The following is a 25570-nucleotide window of genomic DNA, read 5'->3' on the forward strand; positions in this document are numbered from 1 at the left end:
GGACATGCGCGCTCAGTTCCGCAATCGCGGGGTTAGCGAACAAATGTCTCATTTCCATCTTGTACCCGGCTTGATGCAGCTTCGCCGCCACTTGAATCGCTTTGATCGAGTCGCCTCCCAGCGCAAAGAAACTGTCATTCACCCCGACCTTCTTGATCCCGAGCACCGCCTGCCAGGCGGAAGCCAGCGCCTGCTCCACTGCCGTGCGCGGAGCGACATAGTCCGTTTCCGAAGCCCTGCCTTTCCTCGGAACAGGCAGCGCTTTGCGGTCTACCTTCCCGTTTGGCGTCAGCGGCAGCTGCGGAAGCTGTACGAAATACGATGGAATCATATACTCGGGTAGCGTTTGCGACAACGCCTTCCTGAATTCTCCTGTCGCCAGCTCCCGGTCCGCCACCAAATACGCGCACAGCTGCTTCTGCCCGGCTTCGTCTTCCCGTGCGGTAACGACCGCTTCCTGCACAGCTTCCATTTTCCGCAGCTGCGCTTCCACCTCGCCCAGCTCGATCCGGTAGCCGCGGATTTTCACTTGATGATCGATCCGTCCCAAGTATTCGATCGTCCCATCAGGCAGCCAACGGGCCAAATCGCCTGTCTTGTACATCCGCTCACCGGATCCGGATGCATACGGATTCGGTACAAATTTCTCCGCCGTCAACTCCGGACGCCGATGGTATCCCCGCGCTACACCAGCACCGCCGATATGGATTTCGCCTGCCACGCCAACCGGCAGCAGCCGCTGTCGCGCGTCCAAAATCCATACGGATTGGTTCGGCATCGGCCGCCCGATCGGCACCGTATCCGCCAATGCAGCCGCACGTTCCTGCTCCGCTTCGTAAATCGTGGAGTCTACCGTACATTCCGTCGGTCCGTATACGTTCGTTATTTTCACTTGCTCGCCGAATGTCGTCCATACCGACTGAACCATTTTCGTCGTCAATGCTTCCCCGCCGACGATGAAATGTTTCACGCCCACATCCTCGCCGGCTTGAGCGCTTTGCACCAAGATCGACAGGAACGTCGGGGTTGCATCCGTCACATCGATCGCATGATCGCGGAAAAAGCCCGGCAGCTTCCCGCCATCCAGGCGGGTCTCTTCCGGCACGATATGCAGGGTCAGCCCCAGTAGAAGCGCCCCATAGATCGGTTTAACCGACATATCGAATACGTAGGGCGCCAATTGGGCCATATTCCGGTATTCCGGATGCGCTGCATAAATCGGCTCGAACAGGCTAAACGTGAAATTCACTACGCTGCGCTGCTCGATCATCACCCCTTTGGGCTTGCCGGTCGTACCGGACGTATAGATCAAGTAAGCCAAGTGGCTGGCCGTAGATACCGGCTCCAGATTCAAGCCGTTTTCCGGCGGGCCCGCATACAGTGCAGCGTCATCCAGCTTCAGCACTTGACCGGCAAAGCCGGCTTTATCGGCCCAACGGGCCTGCGTCAGCAAGAGGCTGGCCCCGCTGTCTTCCAGCACAAAGCGGATGCGGTCTTCGGGATATCGCGGATCGATCGGCACATAAGCTCCGCCGGCCTTCAAGACCGCCAGCATACCGACAATCATTTCCAACGAGCGCTCCACCAGCATCGCTACCGGCTGATCCGCCGTGACGCCATGCGCCCGGAGCACCCGTGCCATCCGGTTCGCCCGCTCGTTTAGCTCGCCGTACGTCAGCTGCGCGCCTTCAAAGACAACCGCCACGCGATCCTTCGAGCGCTCCGCCTGTTCTTCAAAAGCCGCATACAGGGTTTTGTTCCGCGGATAGCGATCCAACGCCGTAGCGTTAAACGTTTCGCGAATCTGTACGATTTCCGCGGCCGTGATCATTTCCAGCTCCGCCAGTTGCGCTTGCGGGCTGTCCGCAATGGCCTCAACCAATCGCACGAAGTGATTCGCCATCCGCTCGATCGTCTCGCGCTTGTAAAGCGAGCTTGCATACCGCAGGCTGCATTCCAATTCGTCCCCGACCTCGGCGGCGTGAAGCGCCAGATCAAATTTTACGGCATCATGCCCGGACGGATAAGAGCCAACGGTCAACCCTTCGATGCTCAGGTCGCCTTGCTCCGCATTTTCCAGCGAAAACATCGTATCGAACAGCGGGCTGCGGCTCCTATCTCGCTTCACGTTCAGCTTCTCGACCAATTCTTCGAACGGTAGTCCTGATGCTCGTACGCCTTGAGCGCATGCTCCCTGATTTCCTTCAGGTAATCAAGAAACGTCTTGTCTCCGGAAGGGTAGCTGCGCAGCGCCAACGTGTTCACGAACATCCCGATCATCGGCTCCAGATCCGCATGCGGCCGGCCTGCAATCGGCGTTCCTACAACGATGTCTTCCTGTCCCGTATATTTATGCAGCAGCGTCGTGTACGCCGCCAACAGCACCATATACAACGTCGAACCCGTTTGCGCGGCAATTTGTCTAAGGCGCCCGCTTTCGGGTTGCCCGATACCGAACGTTACGGCGCCTCCTTCGAAGCGGCGGACCGCCGGACGCGCGTAATCCGTCGGCATATCGAGCACAGGGAGCTCGCCTTGGAAAACATTCAGCCAATACGCCTCCAGCCTGCTCATCCGCTGCCCGGTCAGCTCCGCCTGCTGCCAAGCCGCGTAATCCTTGTAATGGATGCGCAGCGGCGGCAACTTCTCCCCGGCGTATAACCGGCCAAACTCGTTTATTAAAATGCTCATCGACAAGGCATCCGACACGATATGATGCATATCGAACAGCAGCAGATGACGCTCCGGCTCCGGCTTCGTACCCGGTTCGTCCTGATCCAACCGGACCAAGCCCACCCGCAGTAGCGGCGGCTGCCGCAAATCAAACGGCCGGACGAAGCGGCGGATGCGCTCCAGCGTATCCGTTTCCCCGCCGCTGCACTCGGCGTAATCTACGGCAAAGTCCACCTCGGATTCGGGGTACACCCGCTGGAACGGTTCGCCGTCCACCAGCTCAAAGCCGGTACGCAGCGTCTCGTGACGCCGGATGAGCCCGCGGAACGCCTCCTCGAACCGTTCCCGGTCCAGCGCGCCTTCAAGCAGCATCACCCCCGGCATGTTGTAGCTTGTTTCTACGCCTTCGAACTGCTGCAAGACGTACAGCCGCTTTTGTGCCGAAGATAAGGGATAGTGCTCCTGCACCGGAGCAACCGGTATGGTCGCAAATGCGTACTGCTGAAGTCCTCCGATCACACTCGCGAGCTGTTCGATAGTCGGGGCGGCAAACAGCTCCTGCAGCGGCACTTGCGTGTTCAGCTCTTGATGGATGCGTGCCGCCAGCCTCGTCGCACGCAGCGAATGCCCTCCGAGCTCGAAGAAATGATCCCTGATTCCGACGCCTGGCACCCCAAGCACCTCTTGCCACAGCTCCGCCAGCTTCGCCTCCACCGGCGTCCGCGGAGCGACATACTCCGAGCCTGTATGCGCGATCCCCTCCGGCGCAGGGAGCGCTTGGCGGTCGATTTTGCCGTTCGGCGTCAGCGGCATCTGCTTGAGCTGAACAAAGAAGTCCGGCAGCATATAGCCCGGAAGCTTCCGCGCCAGCTCGCTGCGCAGCGCACCGGCCGTCTGCTCCCCATCGGCGGTAAAATAGGCGCACAAATACGATTGTCCGGTATCGTCTGTTCGCGCCAGAATGATCGCCTCCTGCACCGGCCCCACGTTCAGCAGCTGCGCTTCAATCTCGCCCAGCTCGATGCGGTAGCCGCGGATTTTGACCTGGTGATCGATCCGGCCCAAATATTCGATACTGCCGTCCGGCAGCCAGCGGGCCAAATCGCCCGTCCGGTACATCCGCCGTTCAGGGGCGAACGGAACCGGCACAAACTTGTCCGCCGTCAACTCGGGACGGTTCCAATAGCCGCGGGCCAGCCCGACGCCGGCGACACAAAGCTCTCCGGCTACGCCGACAGGCGCCAGCGCGTTATGCGCATCGAAAATATATACCTGATGATTCGCAATCGGCCGGCCTATCGGCACCGTTGTCCCCATCGGTTTATCCTCGGCGTAAGACCACGCCGTGGAACAGATCGAGTCCTCGGTCGGACCATAATTGTTGAAATATCGAACATGATCCTTCCACTGCCGGAAAAGCTCGGCGGACGACGCGGAGCCTGCTGTGATCAGCTTTTGCAGACCCGGGACCCGGTCCGGGCTTAAGTAAACGGCATACGCAGGAGGCAGCGTCGCCACGGTGATGCCGTTGTCGTTCACATACCGTTCGAACAAACGGGAATCCAAAATGACGGAAGCGTCCGGCACATACAGCGTTGCCCCGAAAAACAAGCTCATTATCAGCTCCGAGCACCACGCATCGAACGAGAAGCTCGCAAATTGTACGACGCGATCCCGCTCGCTGATTTGCAAAGTGTGCTCGCAAAAAAGCTTGAAGTTGCACACGCCCTGATGCTCGATCAGCACGCCTTTCGGCTTGCCGGTCGTACCTGACGTATAGATGACATAGGCCAGCTGATGCGGACCGACAGCCACTCCGGGATTAGACCCATCGCCGCTATAGCTTCGCTCATCGTCCAGCAGAAGCAGCTCTCCTCCGAACGCCGTACGCTCCCGCAAATGCGATTGCGTTAGCAGCAGCCGTGCGCCGGAGTCGCCAAGCATATAGCGGATGCGTTCCTCCGGGTATTCGGGATCGACCGGGACGTAGGCGCCGCCCGCTTTCATGACGCCGAGTACGGCAGTAACCATGTCCAATGACCGCTCGGTCATAATGGCAACCAGCTGCTCAGCCTCCACCCCTTTGGCCAAAAGCGTGCGCGCCAGCCGGTTCGCCCGCTCGTCCAGCTCCCGGTACGTGAGCCGGCGGCCCTCAAACACCACCGCAACCCGGTCCGGCGTCAGCGCCGCCTGCCGTTCGAACAGGCCGTGGACCGTCATTTCCGCAGGATACGGCGCCGCCGTTTCGTTGAACGTCTCTATAATTTGCCTCCGCTCATGGGCGGTAAGAATGTTCAAGGACGACAGCTTCGCTTCGGGAGTCTGAATAATTTCCTCGATCAGCTGAAGAAAATGCTGCGCCATGCGCGAGATCGTATCCCGTTTAAACAACCGGTCGCCATATTCGATGCCGCACGCAATGCCGCCCGCTTCCTCGGCAGCCGTAAAGGTCAAGTCGAACTTCACCACAGGATGCTTGCTCTCGTGCGGACTTACGCGTAACGATGTAAAACCGGGCGCGGCCGTCTCCGTATTTTGCAAAACAAACATCGTATCGAAGACCGGATTGCGGCTCATGTCCCGCTTCACGTTCAGTTTCTCCACCAGCGTTTCGAACGGATAGTCCTGATGCCCGTACGCTCTCAGCGCGAGCTCCTTCACCTCCTGCAAATAGCCAAGGAACGTCTTCTCTCCGTCAGGGTAACTCCGTAGCGCCAGCGTGCCCGCAAACATCCCGATCATCGGCTGCAGGTCGGCATGCGGCCTGCCTGCGATCGGCGTTCCGACGATAATATCCTCCTGCCCGCTGTATTTGGACAGCAGCGTCGTATAGGCGGCGAGCAGCACCATGAATAAGGTCGCTCCCGTCTGCAAGCCGAGCCGCTTCAACCCGTCCGCCTGCCGCGAATCGATCGCGAAAGACAGCGTACTGCCGGAAAAGCTGCGGACCGGCGGTCTTGAATAATCGGTCGGCATATTGAGAATCGGAAGCTCCCCGCCCAATTGCTCCAGCCAATACGCTTCCTGCTTGCTCATCCGTTCGCTGTCCGCCTGCTGCCACACCGCGTAATCCTTGTATTGAATGCGCAGCGGAGACAATGCGGTACCTTCGTACAGCTGCGCAAGCTCCTCCAGCAGGATGTTCATCGACACCCCGTCGGAAATCAGATGGTGCATATCAAACAGCAGCCGGTGGCGCTGCGGCGCTTCTTCCACCAAAGCCGCCCGCAGGAGCGGCGCTTTCCCCAGATCAAACGGCCGGATGAACCCGGCCATCGCCGCTTCGGCCTCCGCTTCCCCGTTCACCCGGATATGCTCCAGCATAAAATCCGCCTTCTCCGCAATGCGCTGGACCGGCTCGCCGTCCGCTCCCGTCTCAAAGGAGGTGCGCAGCGTCGCGTGGCGGCGAAGCAGCCCGTGAAACGCCGCTTCAAGCCGCGCCGCATCCAGCTCGCCTTCCATCAGCAATACGCCCGGCATGTTGTAGCTGGTCGCCGCTCCTTCCAGTTGGCTCAAAATGTACAACCGTTTTTGCGCCGAGGAGAGCGGATACGTGTCCTGCTGCGCGGCGACAGGAATATCCGCATAAGGGCTGGGCTGCAATTGTTCGATCGTCTGCGCCATAAGCTCGAGCGTCGGATGCTCAAACATTTGCCGCAGCGACAGCGATACGTTCAGCGTCTGGTGAATTTTCGCCCCCAACGTGGTCGCCCGCAGCGAGTGGCCGCCGAGATCAAAAAAGTTGTCCTTGACGCCAACGGCGTCGGACAGGCCAAGCACTTCCTTCCACAGCTCCGCCAGCTTCGCCTCTGCCGGTGTGCGCGGAGCGGCGCAGCCGGCGTCCGTAACCGTTCCCACCTCCGGCGCCGGCAGCGCTTTGCGGTCGACTTTGCCGTTGGGCGATAGCGGCAGCTCCGCCATGACAACAATCGCCGCCGGCACCATGTAGTCCGGCAGCTTGCGGCGCAGCTCGCTGCGCCATAACGCAGGAGACGCCGCCCGCTCCTTCGCCGCCTCTTCCGGCACGGCATAGGCGACGAGCCGGATGTCCCCCGGCCGGTCCTCCCGGGTCATCACGAACGCATCTTTGACGCCTTCGCATTCCCGCAGCGCCGCTTCAATCTCGCCCGGCTCGATCCGGTAGCCCCGAAGCTTGACCTGATGGTCGATCCGGCCCAAATATTCAATCGTTCCGTCCGGCAAATAGCGCGCCAGATCCCCCGTGCGGTACAAGACCGGCGCCAGCTCGTCCCCATACGGGTTCGCCACGAACTTGTCCGCCGTCTGCTCCGGGTCGCCGACATAACCGCCGCCGACCTGCGCCCCGGCGATACACAGCTCGCCCGGCAGACCCATCGGCTGCAAGGCCAGCTCCCGGTTCAAAATATACACGCGTGTGCCAGCCACCGGGCGGCCGATCGGCACCGGCTTGCCGACCAGAGAGGGCATATTCGTCAAGCGGCCGTACACCGTCACATCGGTACACTCCGTCGGGCCGTACGTATTGACCACCTCGGCCCGGCACGCTTCCGACGCCGTCCATGCCGCGAGGCGGTCGGCCGCAATCGGCTCCCCGCCGAGGAAGACGTGCCGCAGCGTCGCAAGCGGACCGAAACCCGATGACGCGGTAATGTCCAACAGCGGATAAAACGCGCTCGGCGTCCCGTTCAAGAGCGTAATCCCATGCCGCTCGATCAGCGATACCACTTCACCCGCATCATACGGACCGGACGGCAGCAGCACCAGTTGGCCTCCGGTGACGAGCGGGGCAAATATATTCTTCTGCGTGAGGTCGAAGCTGGGCGACGAGATCATCAGCACCCGGTCCTCTTCCGTCATGGCGAATTCGCAAGTGTACCATTGCAGCAAGTTTTCGAAGCCGGACCGGTAGACGCTCGCCCCTTTTGGTGTCCCGGTAGAGCCGGACGTATAGATCACATACATCAGATGCCCGGCTTCCGCCTTGCTGTGCGGGTTATGCTCGGGTCCCGCCTCCAGTCCCGCCGTCCCGTCATCGAGGCATACGACCGTCAATCCAGGGCTTCCCGCGAGCCCTTCCGCCCACGCAAGCTTCGTTACAAGCGCCTTCACTCCCGCGCGCTCCGTCATGTAGCCAAGCCGCTCCGGCGGCAGCGCCGGATCCAGCGGCACATAAGCGCCGCCCGCTTTCAGCACGGCAAGCAATCCCGCTACCAGCTCCGGGCTGCGGTCCAAGCAGACGCCGACCGGCGTATCCGGCCCGACGCCGAGCGCTTGCAGCCGATGCGCCAACCGATTGGCTTGACGGTTCAGCTCCCTGTACGAAATCGTCCGCCCGCCGAACACAAGCGCCATCCGCTCCGGCGTGCGGGCGGCCTGCTGCTCGAACCGCTCGCAGACCGTCATCGCCGCCGGGTAGGGCAGCGCCGTCTCACCGGAAACGCAATGAAGCTGGCGTTTTTCCGCTTCCGTCAGCATATCGAGATCGGAGAGCCGAAGCTCTTGCCCGGCAACGACGACCTCCAGCACGCGGACGTAATGCTCCGCCATCCGGCGTATCGTTTCCGGCTTGAACAGCTTCGTCGCGTATTCCCAAGTGCAGGAAAGTCCTGCCTCGCCCGCCGTGACGCTTAAAGAGAAGTCAAATTTCGACACGCCCGAATGGATCTCTTCCGAATTGAACGTCAGACCGCCGGCTTCAAGCGTGTGAACCGTTTCGTTTTGCAGCATAAACATCGTGTCGAAAATCGGGTTGCGGCTCAAATCCCTCACGCCGAGCTTATCCGCCAGCTCGTCAAACGGATAGTCTTGATGCTCGAAGGCGAGCAGCGCCTGCCGCTTGACGTCCTGCAAAAACTCCACGAACGTTTGTTCCGATTTCGGACGATTCCGCATGGCCAGCGTACCGACGAACATACCGATAACGGCTTCGGTGTCCGCATGTCTTCTGCCGGATACCGGTGACCCGACGATAATATCGTCTTGTCCCGAATACTTGGCAAGCAGGACATTGTAAGCCGCCAGCAGCACCATATACAGCGTCGTTCCCGACTCCTGCGCCAGCTTGTACAGCGATGCCGTCAGCCCGGGGTCCAGCTTCCGGGAGAAAGCGTCTCCATCAAAGCTTTGCAGCTGCGGGCGCGGAAAATCGGTCGGCATGTTCAGCACCGGAAGCTCGCCGCCAAGCTCGCTTAACCAATACGTCTCCTGCTGCTGCAAAGCGCCTTCGGCAATGCGGCTCTTCTGCCAGACGGCATAGTCTTTGTAATGCACGCTTCTTGGCGCCAGCTGCCTTCCCTGATACGTTTGAAGCAGCTCGTCCAGCAGCACGGCCATCGAAAATCCGTCAGCCACGGCATGATGCATATCGACCAGGAGCATAAAGCGGTCCGCTGCAAACTGCAGCAGCTCGGCGCGGAACAACGGAGCGTGACCAAGATCGAACGGTCGGACGAAGCGCGCCCGCACTTCATCCGCCTCTTCTTCGCCAATGTGTGTCACCCGGACGTTCAGGTCGGCATCCGGGCTGATTTTCTGGACGATCTCGCCATCCTCCAGCGCAAAATACGTGCGCAGCGACTCATGCCTCCCGAATACCTCCCGGAGCGCTGCGATAAAACGCGCCGTGTCGAGCTGCCCTTCGATCTTGAGCTGCCCGGAAACGTTGTATGTGATGCCGTCGCCTTGCTGCTGCAGCACGTACATGCGCTTTTGCGAAGACGAGACGGGATACGCATCCCGGCGCTCTACCGGCACAATCGGCGCGTAGGCGTTCTTTTCCCCGCCCCGGATATAGTGAGCCAGTTCGTCAATCGTCTGAAGCTCGAACAGGTGGGCGAGCGGAATATGCACCTGGAATTCCTTGTTGACTCTGGACAAAATCACCGTTGCTTTCAGGGAATCCCCGCCCAGCTGGAAAAAGTTGTCGCGACGTCCCACCCTCGGCGCTCCAAGCACTTCCTTCCAGATGCGGATCAGCGCCTCCTCCGCAGCGTCTCCGCCGTGAATATCGGGCGTTGCGGCGAAGCCGCCCCCTGCCCCGGGCTCCGGCAGCTGCGACCAGTCCGGTTCTCCGCTCGGCGTATGCGGGAGACTCGCCATCTTGATCACATAGCGGGGCTGCGTGTAATCGGGAAGCGCTGCGCCCATCGCTCGCTTGAGTTCGGACTCCTCCCAAGGGCGGGACGGATCGGCAACGATGTATGCGGTCAGATTGACAGCGGTATCCGTATCTGCATCGGAGCGAGCGGTGAAGGCGCATGCGCGAAGACCGAACGTGCGCCTTACGTGCTCCTCCAACTGCTGAAGGTTGATCCGATGTCCCCGAATCCGGATAAAACGGGACGTTTTCCCGACAAGCGTCAGCTGCCCGTCTTCCGCGCAATGCACCCATTCTCCGGTGCGGAGGAAGCCGTTTCGGGAGTTCCCGGAGCCTTCATCCGCAGGCTGCACGACATACAGCTCCCCCATCGTTCCTGCCGGAACCGGCTGAAGGTACGCATCCAGCACGCAAGGATAGCTGCCTTCCATATCGGCAAGAGCCGCCCACGCCGCCCACCTTTGCGCGATTTCCCCGGCGCTCAGCAAGGAAAGCCCGGAAATGCGCAGCGTTTGCTCCCGTGCGACCGTTTGCAGCAAATGCACATAATACCGCGCCCATGCCCGGATCGTATCCTCCGGGAACAAATCGGCGCTGTAATCGAAATCAAGCCGCAGCTCGCTTCCGATCTCGATCGCATTCAGGAAAAGCTCGTATTTGCTGTACGAAATCGGGTTTGGCAGCAGGGCGGCATCCAGCCCGTGGAAGCGGAGCTTCGGCAGACGGTCCATATTGAAAACGGCCGTGATCGGCGGGAACTGCCCGAGCCCCCCTTCCGCCAAGGCGGCAAAGCTGTAGGGCTGAAACGGTTCGATTTCGTTCATTCCGTTTTTGACGGCTTGCGCATATTCGGCAAACGTAAGCTCAGGCTTGATCTCGCCCGCTACCGGCAGCAGATTGACGCAATTGCCAATGAGCGAGAAAGCCTCCATATGCGCTTGTCCGGCCGTCGGTATGCCCACCGTGATCTGCTGCTGCCCGGTCAGCCGGTGCAAAAACAGCTGGAACGCGGACAGCAGCGTCACAAACAAGCTGCTGCCCAGCCGGATGCTGGCCGCTTTAAGCTCTTTCGCAAGCCCGCTGTCCAGCATGACCGTATGCCGGCCTCCACGGGAGGTTGGCACCGACGTTCCCCGCCGTAGCGACGGCAGCTCCAGCGCCGGAAGCCGTCTGTCGGACAATGCCGCCCAGTACGCTGCGGCTTCCCGGCTTTCCGGCTGCTCAAGCTTTTGGCGCTGCCAAGCGGCATAGTCCCGGAAAGCGGCCGGGTCAGGGAGCGTCCAGCTCTCCCGTCGTACAAGCGCGGAGTAAACACGCTCCAGCTCTTGGATGAATATGCCCATGGACCAGCCGTCAGCGATCAAATGATGAAAAGTAAACAGCGCGACATGCTCGTCCTCGGATTTTTTCAGCAGGCCGATGCGGAACAACGGCTCGCCCGCCGCCATGCTGAACGGCGCTTCCGCATTCCGGTCCAGCCATTCGCGCTGGCGCTGCTCTTGCGCGTCGGCGGTGCAGTCGCTCACATCGAGCAGCGGAATGCGGATCTTCAGCTCGGGTGCGACCACCTGCGTCTCCCCGTCTCCGCTCATATAGGTGCGCAGCGCTTCGTGCCGCCGGACGACGGCGTCGACCGCTTCGCTCCACGCCTCGATGCGCAGAGGCCCGCACAGCCGAAGCAGGGCAGTCTCGTGCAGCGATTGCGCTTCGCTCCGGCCGGACATCGAGGCGAACCACAGCTGCTTCTGCTCCGGCGTCAAGGAAATGACGGCAGCCGGCCCTTGATCCCTTGATTCTGCTGAGGGCACGGGACGCTTCCCCGGACCGTCCCCGTCTGGAGGCAACTCCGGCAAAAAACCGCCGTCGCGCAGCTCCCGGATGCTGTCTTTCACCGCCTGTACGATCCGCCGGATATCCGATTCCGTGTGGGCCGTCGAGAGGAAGCAGTTGCGGCCCTCCCAGATATAGACCCCTTGACCGAGCATATGATAGAAGAACAGCTCCAAATCGCCTTTAAGCACAAAGCGGAACAAGGAACCGAAATGAACCACTTTCATCGGTACATTGCCTTGGACGAAATAGTCGTTCAGCTCCGACGCCAAGGCTGCCGTTCTCGCGTTCAACTCGGTTTGCAGCTTCCCTTCGCTTTGCTCAAGCCGTTCCAGCACGGCCAAGGCGGCAGCCATTGCCAACGGATGATGGCAGAAGGTGCCGGCAACGAACGTCCGTCGCTGCTCCTGCTGCGGATACGAATCGTCGCCGAACCGCCAGAAGCCGCCGTCGATCCCGTCCATGAACGCCGCCTTCCCGCCCACGATGCCGATCGGCATGCCGCCTCCGATGATTTTGCCGTAGGTCACAAGATCGGCCTGGATGCCGAACCACGCCTGCGCGCCTCCGGGATGCACACGAAAGCCCGTAATCACCTCGTCGAAAATAAACGCGGTACCCGATTGCGCCGTAATCCGGCGGACTTCCGTCAGAAACGCCTGAGGCTGAAAATCGGGCCGTCGGCTCTGCACCGGTTCCACGAGCACGGCCGCCAGCTCATGCGCATGCGCACGAAGGTAGGCCAGCGCCTCTTCCGTGCCATAATTCAGCACGACCACATCGTCGATCATATGCTGCAGGACGCCCGGCGCCAATGGCACGGAATGCTCTTGATCGGCTCCGGCGCTGCCGAGCGCCAGCACGCCGTCGAACGTGCCGTGGTACGATCCGGCAAAGAGGACGACTTTCGCCCGTCCGGTTGCCGCCCGGGCCAAACGAAGCGCCACCATCACGGCTTCCGTACCGGTGTTGAACAGCGCGATGCGCTCTACGCCCGTCATTTTGCATATGCCTTCGGCTACCTGTCCGGCCAGATTGGACATCGGACCGACGCACATGCCGTTTTGCAGTCCGGTCTCAATGCGCTCCCGAATAAAATCCGGGTTGTGTCCGAACAGATTGACGCCGAAGCCCATGGTCAGATCGATATATTCGTTGCCGTCCAGGTCCCAAATTTTGGCCCCCTCGGCACGTTCCGCTACGATCTGGTACACCATTTCCTTCAGCACCGGCCGGAATCCGGCCACATTGCGGTTGTTCGCATAGACCGAGCGGTATTTCTGCGTATATTCCTTCGTCCGGCGGGTGCGGGCCGTGTAGCGTTCGATCAAATCGCGCAGATGCTTCTCTTGCCGGAACGGCAGCGAGTCTCGCGCCTTGACATCCATCGTCTTGAAGGGCGTGAACGGTTTCGCCTCGGCGCTGTCCGGTTGGCGGACGACGGAAACGCTTGATGCGGTCGCCGCCACCTCTCTGCTCGCATCGGTATGAACGAGGCTGTCCGGCCGGGAAACAACGCCAGGCGCAGACAATACGGCCTGCTCGCGCTGTTCGGCCAGCACAGGCGCCGGATGCGGCCGCAGCACATCGAGCTGCCGGGACATCAGGCGGAGCTGCTGCTCCAAGATGCGTTCCACCCCGGCAGAGGCGGCGCTTCCCGCAAGCGGCATATGCGATTCCGCTGCAGCAGGAGGCGCTTCCCCATAGCCGGATGCAGGTGCGGACGCCGGTACCGGCATGACCGGAGCGTAGATTGGCGGCTGTGCAACCGGCCCCCCGACTTCGGCGAGCCTGTTCCCCTCCTCCCGGTCTTGCGGGGCCAGAGGCTGCGTCGGCGCCGGATGCTGCGCGATATAATCCGTCAACAATTCCAGATTTGTTAACGATTCGAAGAAGCTGTTCATCGGAATATCCAGTCCGAACGTATCTTTAATGCCGTGCCGTACCTGAGTCAAGATGATCGAGTCCAGTCCAAGCTCCAGAAAGTGCGTTTGCGGTTGAAGCTCGTCCATGTCAAGCTGCGATACGTTACGGATCATCTGCATCAGGGAAATTCTGACCGATTGCCGATGGAGATCGGAAACCGCCCCTGTACCGGAATAGTCGTTCATCGGTTTAACACGCTCCTCTGCTCTCTCTCCTATCGAAGCCAAGGCGGCCATTTTGGCGATGCGCCCGGGTCGTACTGCGGGTACATCGATCCAGCATCGTTTCCGTTCGAACGGGTACGTCGGCAGCGACACTTTCGGATAACGCCGGTCTGCGTACAGCGAGCTCCAGTCAATCTTCGCTCCTTGCACATACTGGAGCGCTACTTGTGCCACTCCCTCTTCCGTATCGATGCGCAGGAACGAAGTCTCCCCGGACGGATTCGAGTTCATTACATCGGCTCCGCTCCGGTATACGCCTTCACCCGCGAAGCCTTCGCCGTGCAGCCGGATGACTTTCGCCCGCAGCTCGGCGGGTCCGGCGGCGATCACCGCTAACCGGTGCGTCAAGTGGCTCCGCCCCGTATTCGCCGTAAAGCAGACGCTGCGCATATCCAGCTCCGGCCGGCGTTCGAACAGCTCCGCATACCGCCCGACCATCGTCCGCAGCGCAGGCTCGCTGCGCGCCGACAAGGTCAGCAGCAGCGGTCCGCTGTCGGGCGGATTCGGAAGAGCCGCCACCGTATCTTCGGGAATATACTCTTCCAGCACCATATGGCAGTTCGTCCCGCTGAAGCCGAACGAGCTGACGCCGCATCTTCGCGGAATCCCGTTCGGCTGCCAGTCCGCCAGCTCCGTATTGGGGTAAACCGGCGATGCCTCGAAGCCGATCCTGCGGTTCGGCTGGCGGAAATGCACCAGAGGGGCAATTTGCCGATGCTGAAGCGACAGCACCGCTTTGATCAAACCGGCGATCCCCGCTGCTTCGTATAAATGCCCGATGTTCGTTTTTACCGTGCTGAGGGCGCAAAACTGCTTGCGCTGCGTTTTTTTGCGGAACGCTTTCGTCAGGCCGTCGATTTCGACGGGATCGCCCAGCTTCGTCCCCGTCCCGTGCGCTTCGATGTACGTGATCGTTTCCGGATCGACACGCGCGCTGCGCCAAGCCTGCGCAATCACTTCCGCTTGCGATGAGGCGTTCGGGGCGGAGATGCCGACCGTGCTTCCGTCCTGGTTGATTGCGCTCCCTTTAATAACGGCGAGAATATGGTCCCTATCCTGCATGGCTTGGCGCAGAGGCTTCAGAAGCACGGCCCCGACCCCCTCACCCCAACCCGTTCCGTCCGAATTGTCGTCGAACGCTCTGGCCCGGTCGTCGGAAGATTCCATGCCGATGCCTGCCTTGTGCGGCAGCAGAATGGTCTTGACGCCGCCCGCCAGCGCCATCTCGCAGTCCCCGCCGAGAATCGCCTGGCATGCGAGATGCACCGCGACGAGCGAAGAGGAGCAGGCGGTGTCGACCGTAACCGCAGGCCCTTTCAGATCGAGCAGGTAAGCGATGCGGCTCGAAAGTATCGACGGCAGGTTGCCGATCACAAAATGAGGCAGCGCTTCCGGCGCGACTTCCGTCAGCAGGCGCTCGTATTCGAAGCTCGTTTTGGAAAAGCCGACGTATACGCCGACTTGTTTGCCGGACAACGAAGTTCCGCCGTATCCCGCATCTTCGATGGCGCTCCACGCTGTCTGGAGAAAAAGGCGCTGGTTCGGGTCCATCAGCGACGCTTCGCGTGGCGTCAGCCGGAAGAACGAATAGTCGAACGTATCGATTTCATCCAAATAACCGCCCTCTACCGGTTGAAGATTCCGGTCCCCGGTATATAGATGCGCGAGATAGGCTTCGGCATCCTTATTTCTTTTTTCGTTAAAGGGCCCGATGCAGTCTCTGCCTTCCGCCAGATTCGTCCAGAACTGCTCCAGCGTATCGGCTTGGGGAAACTTGCCGGACATGCCGATGATCGCAATATCCCGTTCCGCCGGGTTGTCTGCTTCAGGATCATGCTCCACGGCCGACTCCCGCTCTCCTTCGGCGATAAAGGCGGCCAGCTTCGCGATCGTCGGATACGAAAAGAAATCGGTCACGGCGACTTTCACGCCGAGTCGGCTTTCCAGCTGCTCCGCCATTTGCGTCAGCTGCAATGAATTCGCGCCGAGCTCGAAGTAGCTTTCGTCGGTGCCGATCGTATCGGTCTGCAAAATCTGCTTGCAGATGTCAAGCAGCTTTTGCTCCGCTTCGTTCTGCGGAATCGCGACAGGCATGGCCTCTTTTTCCTTCCGCAGCAGCTCCGCCAAGTGCTCCGAGACCGGTTGAAACCAGCCTTCCTCGTACTCCTGCGCCAGCTTGAAGCGCTGCACCTTGCCGCTCGTTGTTTTGGGGATACGCCGGATCGGCACGATATCGTGGACCTCCCAGCCGCCCCGATAGTTCAGATGCTTCCTTAGCCGTTGGGCGACCGGAACAAAATCCTCGACCTTCTTCGTATGCATCACGAAGACGACAATGCGGTCCTGCCGGGCCCCGGCATCATGAACGCCGCACACCGCTACCTTGCCAAGCTCCACGCCGTCGACTTCCTCGGCCACCCGCTCGATATCGTGAGGGTAAACGTTCTGCCCGTTCACGAAAATAATATCCTTCACCCGGCCGGTGATGACTAGCCGCCCGCTGCGCATAAAGCCCAGATCGCCGGTCTTGAGCCAGCCGTCCGCCGTCTTCACTTTGGCCGTCGCCTGCGGGTTATTGTAATAGCCGGCGGTCACGTTTTTTCCGCTAATTTGAATGTGTCCGACCACGTTGTCGGCCAGCACCGTATCGTCTTCGTCGCAGATACGGATATGGCAGCTGGCGAGCGGATAGCCGACATCGACGAAGGTTACGCAGCGATTGTCTGAAGGCTCGACGGGCACTACCGCTTCGCCGATGTTCAGCAGCTCCCGGTTCAAATGTACGGGAAGATACATTTCTTCGAGCGGTGGATGGGAAACACCGACACAGGCTTCCGCCATCCCGTAGACGCACAGCATCGCCGATCTCCGAAGCCCGTGCTTCTCCATCGCATCAAGGAACTGATCGCAAATTTCGGTGGAAATCGGCTCGGCGCCATTGTAAACGAGGCGGATGTGCGACAAATCCCAGTCTGCGGCCGCCTCCGGTTTATATTGGGCCAGGAAAAATTTATAGCCGAAATTCGGAGAGCAGATTTGGGTCACCCGGTGCTCGGACGCTTTTTTCAGCCATAAGGTCGGACGCCGGATAAATAGCGCTGTCGGCATAATGAACTGGTCGGCATTGGCGATAACGCAGGTCAAGTGAAAAGCGATCAAGCCTAAATCATGCGTCAAGGGCATCCAGCCGAGGTAGCTGTCATTCTCGTCCATGCGCGCCCCTGACGCACAATCGCGAATATTGTGGACCAGATTTTCATGCGTCAGCATAACCCCTTTCGGGTCGCCGGTCGATCCGGAGGAGTACTGGATGAAGGCAAGCTGTTCCGGTTTGGCCGGATATATAATCCCTCTATTCATAGAGGAAAAATCAAGTTTATCCGTAAATAAAACCGTTTGCTTCATCGCTTCGAACAAATTGCGCAGTTCGCTGTGCCCGGCCCCGGCGTATTTCTCCAAATGGTCGAGCGCTTTGGCATCGCTCATCAGATAAGGACGGTTCAGCGTCCTCCATATTTTGAACAGCTTCATTCTGTGCTCGTCGTTGTTGCCTACCGTGACGGGCACCGGTACGATGCCTCCGAGCAGGCAGCCCCAGAACACGCCTAGAAAAGTGCGGTTATCGTCAATCTGCATCAGCAACTCATCCCCGGGCTTCATGCCGCTGCTCTGCAGCTCGTGCAGCACGCAGAGCGCCCGGTCAAACAAGGCTCCGTAAGACTCGTACTCTTCATGCCGGTCTCCGGAAATGTAAGTGATCCCCCTTGCTGCCAGCCTGCCTCTGTCTTGCAGGACGTCGACTAACGTTAGAAACCGATTCATCCTATCCCTCCGCAACCAGATTAAGTCATCGAGAACGCTCTTTGCTTTCCGGACCCCGCTTGGTCTTCAGCACAAGCCGCAACCAATCCAATGCTTCCTTTCTTTGCACACGCGCTTGATCTCCCATGATACCGCTTTCTTTTGCGCTTTGCAGCATTTCCTTCAGCTTACGGATAGGCTGGATGACGCCGGTACGGTATTCTTCCTCGTTCCAATTGGCATTGGGTGCAGCTACCGCCGCCGACAGACAGCCCGCTATAAAATCATGCAGCGGAAATCGCTTGGCCAGTTGGACGGCGTCCTCCTCCCGCTCGAAAGCGAACGTCCGGAGTTTGTCCTCCATCTCATTCGCCAAATTTCTCAAGACGGAACGGGGACCTAATTCGACGGCCAGCTCCACCTTTTGTCCCACTAAATACCGCATCGTTTGCAGCCATTTGACAGGATGCGTCATTTGTAAAATCAAGCCGTCCCGGATCTGCTCCGCATTGGCATACGGCAGCGCCGTCACGTTGGAGATGACCGGCCATCGGCTTTGCCGGAACGTATACTTCCGCATAACGCCGGACAGTCGCTCCGCAGCTTGCGACATCAGCGGACTGTGAAACGGGCCGCTGACCTGCAGACGGGTAACTTGAGCGCCTCTCAGCTCCGCTGCGATCGTTACCCGGGCAACGGCTGCTTGATGGCCTGTCAGCACATACTGCCGTGGAGAATTATAGCACCCGATGGCAACGGGCCGATCCGGCGACGAATGCTTTTCGCACCATGCCTCCAGCGCCTCGAGCTCCACGCCCCGCACGGCGGCCATTTCGCCCAGACCGGCATCGGCAGCCTCCTGCATGACGATTCCCCGCTGCTGCACCAAACGCAAGGCGTCCGCAAACGAGAGAACGCCGCTGCTCACCAACGCGGAGTATTCCCCGAGACTATGCCCGGCGGAAAACACGGGGACGATGCCAATCTCTTGCCTGAAGTGTTCCAAGGCAATGACGCTGATCACCAGCAGGGCCGGCTGCGTATACTTCGTTCTCGACAGCATGGCGGCGCTGCCTTCGGTGCAGATCGACTTCAAGTCATACCCGAGGATGTCATTCGCTTCCTCGAACCATCGGCCGGCGCCTTGAAATTTGTTGGACCAAATCTTGCCCATTCCTTCATACTGGGACCCTTGACCTGGAAATAGTAAGGCGACACGCTTCATGTCTAACCCCTTTCCGAGCACCGACATAAGAAAAACGGAATGTTTCCACAGGAAGCCGTTAACAAAGCGGTAGGATGATTGATTTACAAATGGAAACGAAACAGGAAATACCGTACAAAGAAGTCACGAAGCCGAGGAGTGAGTTATAGAGGATGCATGCTCTCAAAATCAAACCATTAATTTCTATTAAAACTTGATTCATGTAATAATTAAATATATTACATATTTTATGATAGATTATAAAATAGAATATAAAGAAGTCAACCCAATTAATTACAAATTAAGAATTAATTCATAAATTATTCAGCTAAAGGATCTGTGCAACCGCTGGGCGATCCTGCCGCGACCATGTCTTAATTAAAGGGAAACGTGGGGCAAAGTCGGGACGTTCGCATATGCTGGTAACGATAGCGTTATCACCCAAAGAAGGAGGATTACCGTGCCCTTTCCCAGCAATTCGCAGTTTGTCCCGGTACCCTTGAACGGCTCTCCCGTATCCGATCCCGTTCATCGCCGGATTGATGCGTACCACCCGGAGGCTGTCCTCCGGGTGTCATCAAAAAGACATCCTCGAAAGGACGTATGAGAGATGCCCAACAAGAAAATTATTGTCGGGATCGAATTTAATAACCGCTCCAAGCCCAATAACCGCTGGAAGGTCGGTTTAACGAAATCGTGGATTGAATACCGGATGTCTATCTTTATGAAATACACGCTGCAAAGTCTAAAAAAACAAACCCACCAAAACTTCACGGCCCTGATCCGGTATGCGGACGAATCGGAACCGTTGATCCGCCAGACGCTCGCCAAGTATGCCCCGCTGCCCAAAAACATACGGTTCGTACCCGAATCCCTCTACCTCCAAACGCAAAAAAAATTAGCCGACGGATACAAATTGTTGTACCTGGTTCGGCTGGATTGCGATGATACGTATCATAAATCGTTCATCCGGCAGCTGCATAATTACAAACCGAAGCGGGGGACGCGCGCGCTCATCAACCAGAAGGGATATATTTACGACAGCTTGCGCCGTCGCATCGCCACGGTCAAGAAGTCTTCCCCTCCGTTCTACACCTTTATTTATAAGACAAGCGAGTATTTCAACGGAAAACGGTACGCCACCCCGCGCGGACATTCTTCCGTCATTCAGCACAAGCATGAAATTTTGACCAAAAAAGGAAAACGGAACTATATGGTTGTCGTGCACGAGCGCAATACACTGAATCAAAGGCTGCTGTCCAAGAAAAATTTCAAGTCGAAGCCGTCGAAGGTGAAGGCCGTATTGAAAAAATTTATATAACAAGAGGGGGCTCTCCCCCCTCTTGAACGATCCTTACCATATAACAAGTTTGGCTTCCGCGGGCGTGCGGGGTTTCGGCTTGGGAGTCTTATCGAAATATCCCATGTGCAGGATACCGACGATCCGTTCGCCTTCCCGGACACCCAGTCCGCTGCGAAACACAGGAGAATGAATAAATTCAACCGTCGACCAGATCATGCCAAGCTTTTGCTCCCATCCGAGCAGCTGCATATTTTGCATGAGGCAGCAGACGGCGGCGAAATCTTCGTCTCTTCTATGCTCGTTTTTGTCTTCCGTCATGACGACGATCAGGTTGGCCGGAATTTCGGCCAGTTTTTTTCGCATCAATTCCTTTAATTTGGATGGCAGCAGCTTGACCCGTTTCATGTGGGCGGAGGCTTCAAGCGTAAGGGCGGCCAATCTTTCCCTCCCCTCGGGGCTTCCCACATAAATAAACCGCCATGGCTCCCGAAGGCCGTGATTAGGCGCCCATACCGCGTCATTCAGCAGCTGCAGAACCAGCTCCCGGGGAACGGGAGTCTGGTTGAACGTCCGGATACTTCGTCTCTCCCTGATCGTTTGGGCGATGCTCATTGCGCCAGTCTCCTTTCCCGTGTCGACGAGACTTTCAAATCGTTGACCGCTCAGTAATCCCATTCCAGCAAATCCTGCAGCAGCTCCCGGGCAAAGGTCAACTGCTCCGGCGTATATTTATCCAATAAGAGCATAAACCGCCGCTCGATCTCCTGATGAAGGCGATCGTGAATCGCGTGCAGCTTCTGGCCTTTGGCCGTTAACCGGAAATAAACCTCTTTCTTGTTGTCATGGAGCTGCTGTTTTTTGATCAACTCCAAGGCTAACAGCTTTTGGGTGATCCGCGTGACGGACCCTTTTGTCAAATCCGTTTTCTCCGAAATGGTCGTCACGTTAATGGGGCCATGATCGCCAATGCAGGCGATCATGTGAATCTCGGACAAGTTGAGATTTAGCTTCAGGCCCAGCTCGGATTCCACCTTCCGCTTCTCTTCTCCGAATCGGACGGCAAATTTGCCGTCTCTCGTCTCCTGCTGCGTGATTAGCTCTAAGAAAAGCTTAAAAATCCACTGCTTGTTAAGCTCGGTTTTGGACATCGGTCTAGGGTCCCCTCTTCAAACATCATCTCCTTCTCATTATACACCGATTGTTTTGTACAAAACAATAAGATTGTTAAATAGGTCGGCTTCCGCACCAGCGTACGACTCCCTGCTTGATGGCCTCCAAAGGTTGAGGCTCCGATCGTGGTACCGCCCATGCGATATGTCCATCCGGGCGAATCAACGCCGTATGCACGTCGTCCCATTCGGCTTCCTGCCCGGCGATCGAGGCGCGAACCACCCGGATATGCCCGTCCCCTGCCCATTGGACATTGTCGTTCAGCCGGTCATCGGAAGCGAGATGGAGCAGAACGAAGCAGCCGGAGTGAAACAGCTCATAAGCATTCAAGACGGTGCCGTTATCCAGCCGCAGCTTCAATTCCGTAAAGCGGCGTCCGTTCAACGCGTGCGGCAATGCCTCCTCATCCGGCGCATACCGGACATCGAACGCCGCGAGCTGCGCCGCTAATTCCTTATTCGCCTCGGGGATGCGGAGCAAGTCCGACAGCATGCTGCGCAGTCCCATCATTCTCGGCGAGAATTCCATGCCCATCAGCATCGTTTGCGCCTGGGTATTGCGAAGCAGCGCCGTATTTACGGGGAACCGTTCCGAATGATAGCTGTCCAGAAGCCAATCGGGAGCCCGTCCCTTCAGCTCTGCGGCCAGCTTCCAGCCCAGATTCATCGCTTCCTGCAGCCCTACGTTCAGCCCCTGTCCGCCGGCCGGGAAATGAATATGCGCCGCATCCCCCGCGAGAAAAATCCGTCCCTCCCGGTAACGCTTCGCTTGACGTGTCGCATTGCCGTAGCGGGACAGCCAGAACGGCTCGCAGATGCCGAGATCGCTTCCGAGAATACGCTGCAGTCCCGAACGCAGCTCCTCCAGCGTAACCGGCTCTTCCTTCGGCACCTCCTTCCTCACGGGATCGATCATCACGACCCGGTGGAGCCGGTCCGTTACGGGGACAATCATGACCAGCCCGTGCTCGGTGAAGCGGGAAAGCGTGTTCGTTTCCGGAGGATTCGCGAGAACGACATCCCCTAGCATCGCGGTCAAGGTCGTGTCCGTACCTTCAAACGGAATGCCCGCCTGCTTGCGGACAAGGCTGCCTGCCCCGTCTGCGCCGACAACATAGGCTGCGGTCAATACAGCTTCCCCATTCTTGCCGAAGGCGGTGACCTCGACGCCTTGCGCATCCTGGCGCACCGACACGACCTCCGTCTCACGGCGAATTTCCACACCAACACTTTGCGCCCACGCCTCCAGCACTTTCTCGGTATCGTGCTGCGAAATATACAGGGTGTAATTGGAGGAAGAATCCAACACCGAGAAATCCAAGCGGGTATCGAGCGCAGCAAAATGTCCTGTCGGGAGCGGCTTTCCGATGCGCAGCAGCTTCGTTTTCAAGCCGCGCAAATCGAACAGTTCAAGCGAGCGGGGATGAAGGGTCAGCGCCCGGGAATACGGCGTCGTCTCCTTCAAACGCTCAAGCAGGCATACCTTCACTTTCGCCAAAGCCAGCTCCGCCGCCAGCATCATGCCGACCGGACCTCCGCCGACAACGATCACTTCATAATCCATTCGTATCCTCTCCTTTTCTCTATATGCCGTTATGGCTATATTTTTGTTTCAGACAAAACAATATAGGTGTTTTTGTTTCGCTCGAAACAATATTATTATAGCACGTTGGCAATTTTATACAACCCTGCGCCATTTATTTTTTACAGATATTCGGAGGTTATGATGGAAAAGGGCTGACGCAGGCCCTTTTCCGATAGCTTAAATTCAGCGGAAGATCAACGATCCAGCGCTTGCAGACCTTGGATGACGAGCTCTTTCAACGGCGTCTGGAATCCAATTGATTTATGCAGCTCATGAAACGGATTAATGGATACACACGGCAGCCCTTCCCGACATTACTTTTGCACGGTGCGCGGCGATTCCTCCATGTACGGCTGCAAGTAGATTTCCCTCACCTCGTGCCGGATCCAGCTCATCAGCGTCAACACGATCAGCAGCACGCCCACCGTGGCGGCGAACAGCCGCCGCCCGTCCTGCCTGACGAGGCGGACCAGCAGCCAGCACAAGCCGACAGCGAGCAGCACCGCGGCCGCGAGAAGCGCGGTATGGAACGCGGAGCCGCCCATAAACGCATGGCGGACGCGTCCGTCCATGCTAAGCAGCAGCAGCGGTCCTGCAAACAGTTGAAGCAGCGTGAAGCCCGCCGCCATCGTTTTGCCGTAGCGCTTGGCCGCCTCCGTGACCGCCCCGGTGCCGTTCCGCTCGCGGCGTCTCGCCCATCCGTACAGGAACAGGCCGAGCATCGTGAAGCTCGCCGCCATAAAGTGAAGGTAGCGCTGCCAGATGGTCGGGTACGCGAACAGCGATCGCCAGAAGCCGCGCTCCGGGTCCCACAGCCCGGGATGTAGCATCGAGGTCACGTTGGTGATGAAGAGCAGCGGTACAAATAGCAGGATCAGCGTGCCGACTATGCCGAAGCCGAGGTGCAGCGCCTTGCGCTTCTGCCAGCGCTCCCATGTGAATTTATAGACGTACAGCGCGAGAAACGCAACGGTCAGCAGCGGGATGAGCAGCAGCCACATTTTGCCGATCAGAATCGTCGACGGATAAAAAAACTGGGTATAAATAGTGCTGATGATCAGCAGCGGCGCAATGCCTAGCACGACGGCGATGCTTTTGACAATCGACACATGCGTTGCCATATGCTGCGCCAGGCGGTCCAGAACCGCGTCCTTGCGGACGATGCCCTGCAGCTCGTTGTACACCGCGGACACGGAGCCGGCTACCAGAATATTGACGAAAATGAGATGAAGAATGAATCCGACGACGATCAGCACTTCGAAAAAAGGCAGGTTGCCCGGAATGGCCAGCCCCAGATCGTTGGGCACCGGCGATTTGGCGGTCAAATAGGTGTTCACTCTGCACCGTTCCTCTCCGAAACCATCTTGTGAATATAGGCGGCCAGCGCCTTAACCTCCTCGTCCGTTCCCGCAAACGGCGGCATGACCGGGCGGATATTGTGCATTTGAGGAATGAAGGCGGCGAGCGCTTCCTCGCTCCAGCCTTTGGCCCTTTCCGTCAGGACCCGGCTGCGCCGGGGACCGTCGATGCTGTGACAGGCGATGCACTGCATGCGGAACAGCTCTTCCCCTGCCTGAAGCTTGTTCGCCTCCGTCACCTCCCGGACCGGAGAAAGCTTCGCTTGCGCCAAAGCGCCGTCCTTGCGAAACCGCTCGACATCCGTTTTCAGCACGCCGTTGGCGTACATGTAATTGTAAATGACATAAGGCTTGCGAATATTTTCCCGGACGATCTCGAATTCGGTAATCAGCAGCAGCGAGAAGGCCGCGGTGAATACGGTGAGCACGACCGGGTACTTCGTTCGGCCGTCCATCAGCATGACGCCGAGCACGAACATGAGAAGCAGGCCGAGCACGTTGATAAAGGCGAACGTGAAGTCGCTCATGCCCGATGCCCAGACGACCAGCTTTTGCGCTTGATCGGGCAGCGTCTTTAAATACCACCACCCGGATGCGAGCATCAGCGGCACGGAAACGACCAGCCATTTGCCGTACAGCCTCAGAACGATGTGACGGTCAAGCTTGTCTTTCACAAACCATCGGTTGAGCGGCGTCAATACCGCAACGCCCAGCGTAATGGCGGCGAAGGTGCGAAACAGCGTCGAAGGCACCCAGGTGGTATTCAGAAACGCGCTCCAAAACGACAGCGTTTCCACCCAGTCGCCCGGATTGATCTGCGCGGCCAAAATGCCGGTAATGATCACCATCGTGAACCAGGACATGATGCACAGCGCCAGACCGGTCCGCAAATGCAGCTTCTTCTTCTCTCCCTTCCAGCGGTCCCACGTGTAGAAATACGTTAACAGCAAAACGACTTCCGACACGAACACCAGCCATTCCGTAAACCAGGCCCAATGAAAAATACGCAGCAGCGAGCCGATCGCATTGGGCAGAATAACGGTCGTTGTAAACCAAATGCCTACTCCGGTCATCGCTCCCGCCGTCGTCGTAATGATCAGAATCCATTTGCTCAGCCATCTGGCGCACGCCTCGAGCCTTTCGTTTCCTCTTTTGAAAGCGGCATACTCCATGGAGACCATAAGAACGGACCCGCCGATGGCTACGGCATGGTTGATCATGACGTGCAGCACCGCCATCATGCCGATCAAGTTGCCGTTGCCGACCCAGCCGAAATCGATCGTCGGAAATTCCACCTTCCCGCACTCCCTTTCCGTAAAAAAATAATCCTTGCCGCAAGCGACAAGGATTATTTTATAGAAGTCGTTTTCGTTCAAAATGACTCGCCAGGGCTAATTTATTGATAAAAAAATGAACAAA

At 58.3% G+C, this 25570-nt stretch carries 7 protein-coding genes and 1 pseudogene; 1 reads left to right on the top strand and 7 read right to left on the bottom strand.

The features are described from left to right. Positions 1–15 precede the first annotated feature (15 nt). A pseudogene (locus tag PEH01S_RS03045) lies at positions 16–17553 on the bottom strand (non-ribosomal peptide synthetase); the annotation flags it as partial. A 25-nt stretch (positions 17554–17578) separates the two neighbouring features. After that, positions 17579–18757 (bottom strand): ACP S-malonyltransferase, encoded by a 1179-nt coding sequence (gene fabD, locus PEH01S_RS03050; RefSeq protein WP_127483904.1) that lies wholly within the window; start codon positions 18755–18757, stop codon positions 17579–17581. Positions 18758–19346: 589 nt separating this feature from the next. Between fabD and PEH01S_RS03055 the strand changes: the two genes are divergently transcribed. After that, a complete protein-coding gene (locus tag PEH01S_RS03055) occupies positions 19347–20057 on the top strand; it encodes a glycosyltransferase (RefSeq protein ID WP_025848060.1) in 711 nt (236 codons plus the stop codon). A gap of 33 nt (positions 20058–20090) precedes the next feature. Here the strand turns inward: PEH01S_RS03055 and PEH01S_RS03060 are convergent, their stop codons facing one another. The 5 genes from PEH01S_RS03060 to PEH01S_RS03080 all read right to left on the bottom strand — a co-directional run bounded on the left by PEH01S_RS03060 (position 20091) and on the right by PEH01S_RS03080 (position 25446). Next, positions 20091–20651, bottom strand: a complete 561-nt coding sequence (locus tag PEH01S_RS03060) for a nitroreductase family protein (RefSeq protein ID WP_036713333.1) — start codon at positions 20649–20651, stop codon at positions 20091–20093. Between the two features lie 50 nt (positions 20652–20701). After that, on the bottom strand, positions 20702–21187 hold the full coding sequence (locus PEH01S_RS03065) for a MarR family transcriptional regulator (protein WP_025848056.1): 486 nt from the start codon (positions 21185–21187) through the stop codon (positions 20702–20704). 76 nt (positions 21188–21263) lie between these two features. Then, positions 21264–22772: a monooxygenase gene (locus tag PEH01S_RS03070; RefSeq protein ID WP_127483905.1), complete on the bottom strand. Its 1509-nt coding sequence runs from the start codon at positions 22770–22772 to the stop codon at positions 21264–21266. Positions 22773–23107: 335 nt separating this feature from the next. Beyond that, on the bottom strand, positions 23108–24130 hold the full coding sequence (locus PEH01S_RS03075; RefSeq protein ID WP_127483906.1) for a cytochrome c class I: 1023 nt from the start codon (positions 24128–24130) through the stop codon (positions 23108–23110). Then, positions 24127–25446, bottom strand: a complete 1320-nt coding sequence (locus PEH01S_RS03080) for a c-type cytochrome (RefSeq protein ID WP_127483907.1) — start codon at positions 25444–25446, stop codon at positions 24127–24129. Before PEH01S_RS03080 ends, PEH01S_RS03075 begins: the two co-directional genes overlap by 4 nt. Between the last annotated feature and the right edge of the window lie 124 nt (positions 25447–25570).

The organism is Paenibacillus ehimensis NBRC 15659, from assembly GCF_004000785.1.
GTDB lineage: Bacteria > Bacillota > Bacilli > Paenibacillales > NBRC-103111 > Paenibacillus_G > Paenibacillus_G ehimensis.

Excerpts from the sequence above, each read along its gene's own strand:
- PEH01S_RS03070 (WP_127483905.1), bottom strand. The coding sequence starts at position 22,772 with ATGGATTATGAAGTGATCGTTGTCGGCGGAGGTCCGGTCGGCATGATG.
- PEH01S_RS03065 (WP_025848056.1), bottom strand. The coding sequence starts at position 21,187 with ATGTCCAAAACCGAGCTTAACAAGCAGTGGATTTTTAAGCTTTTCTTA.
- PEH01S_RS03055 (WP_025848060.1), top strand. The coding sequence starts at position 19,347 with ATGCCCAACAAGAAAATTATTGTCGGGATCGAATTTAATAACCGCTCC.
- fabD (WP_127483904.1), bottom strand. The coding sequence starts at position 18,757 with ATGAAGCGTGTCGCCTTACTATTTCCAGGTCAAGGGTCCCAGTATGAA.
- PEH01S_RS03060 (WP_036713333.1), bottom strand. The coding sequence starts at position 20,651 with ATGAGCATCGCCCAAACGATCAGGGAGAGACGAAGTATCCGGACGTTC.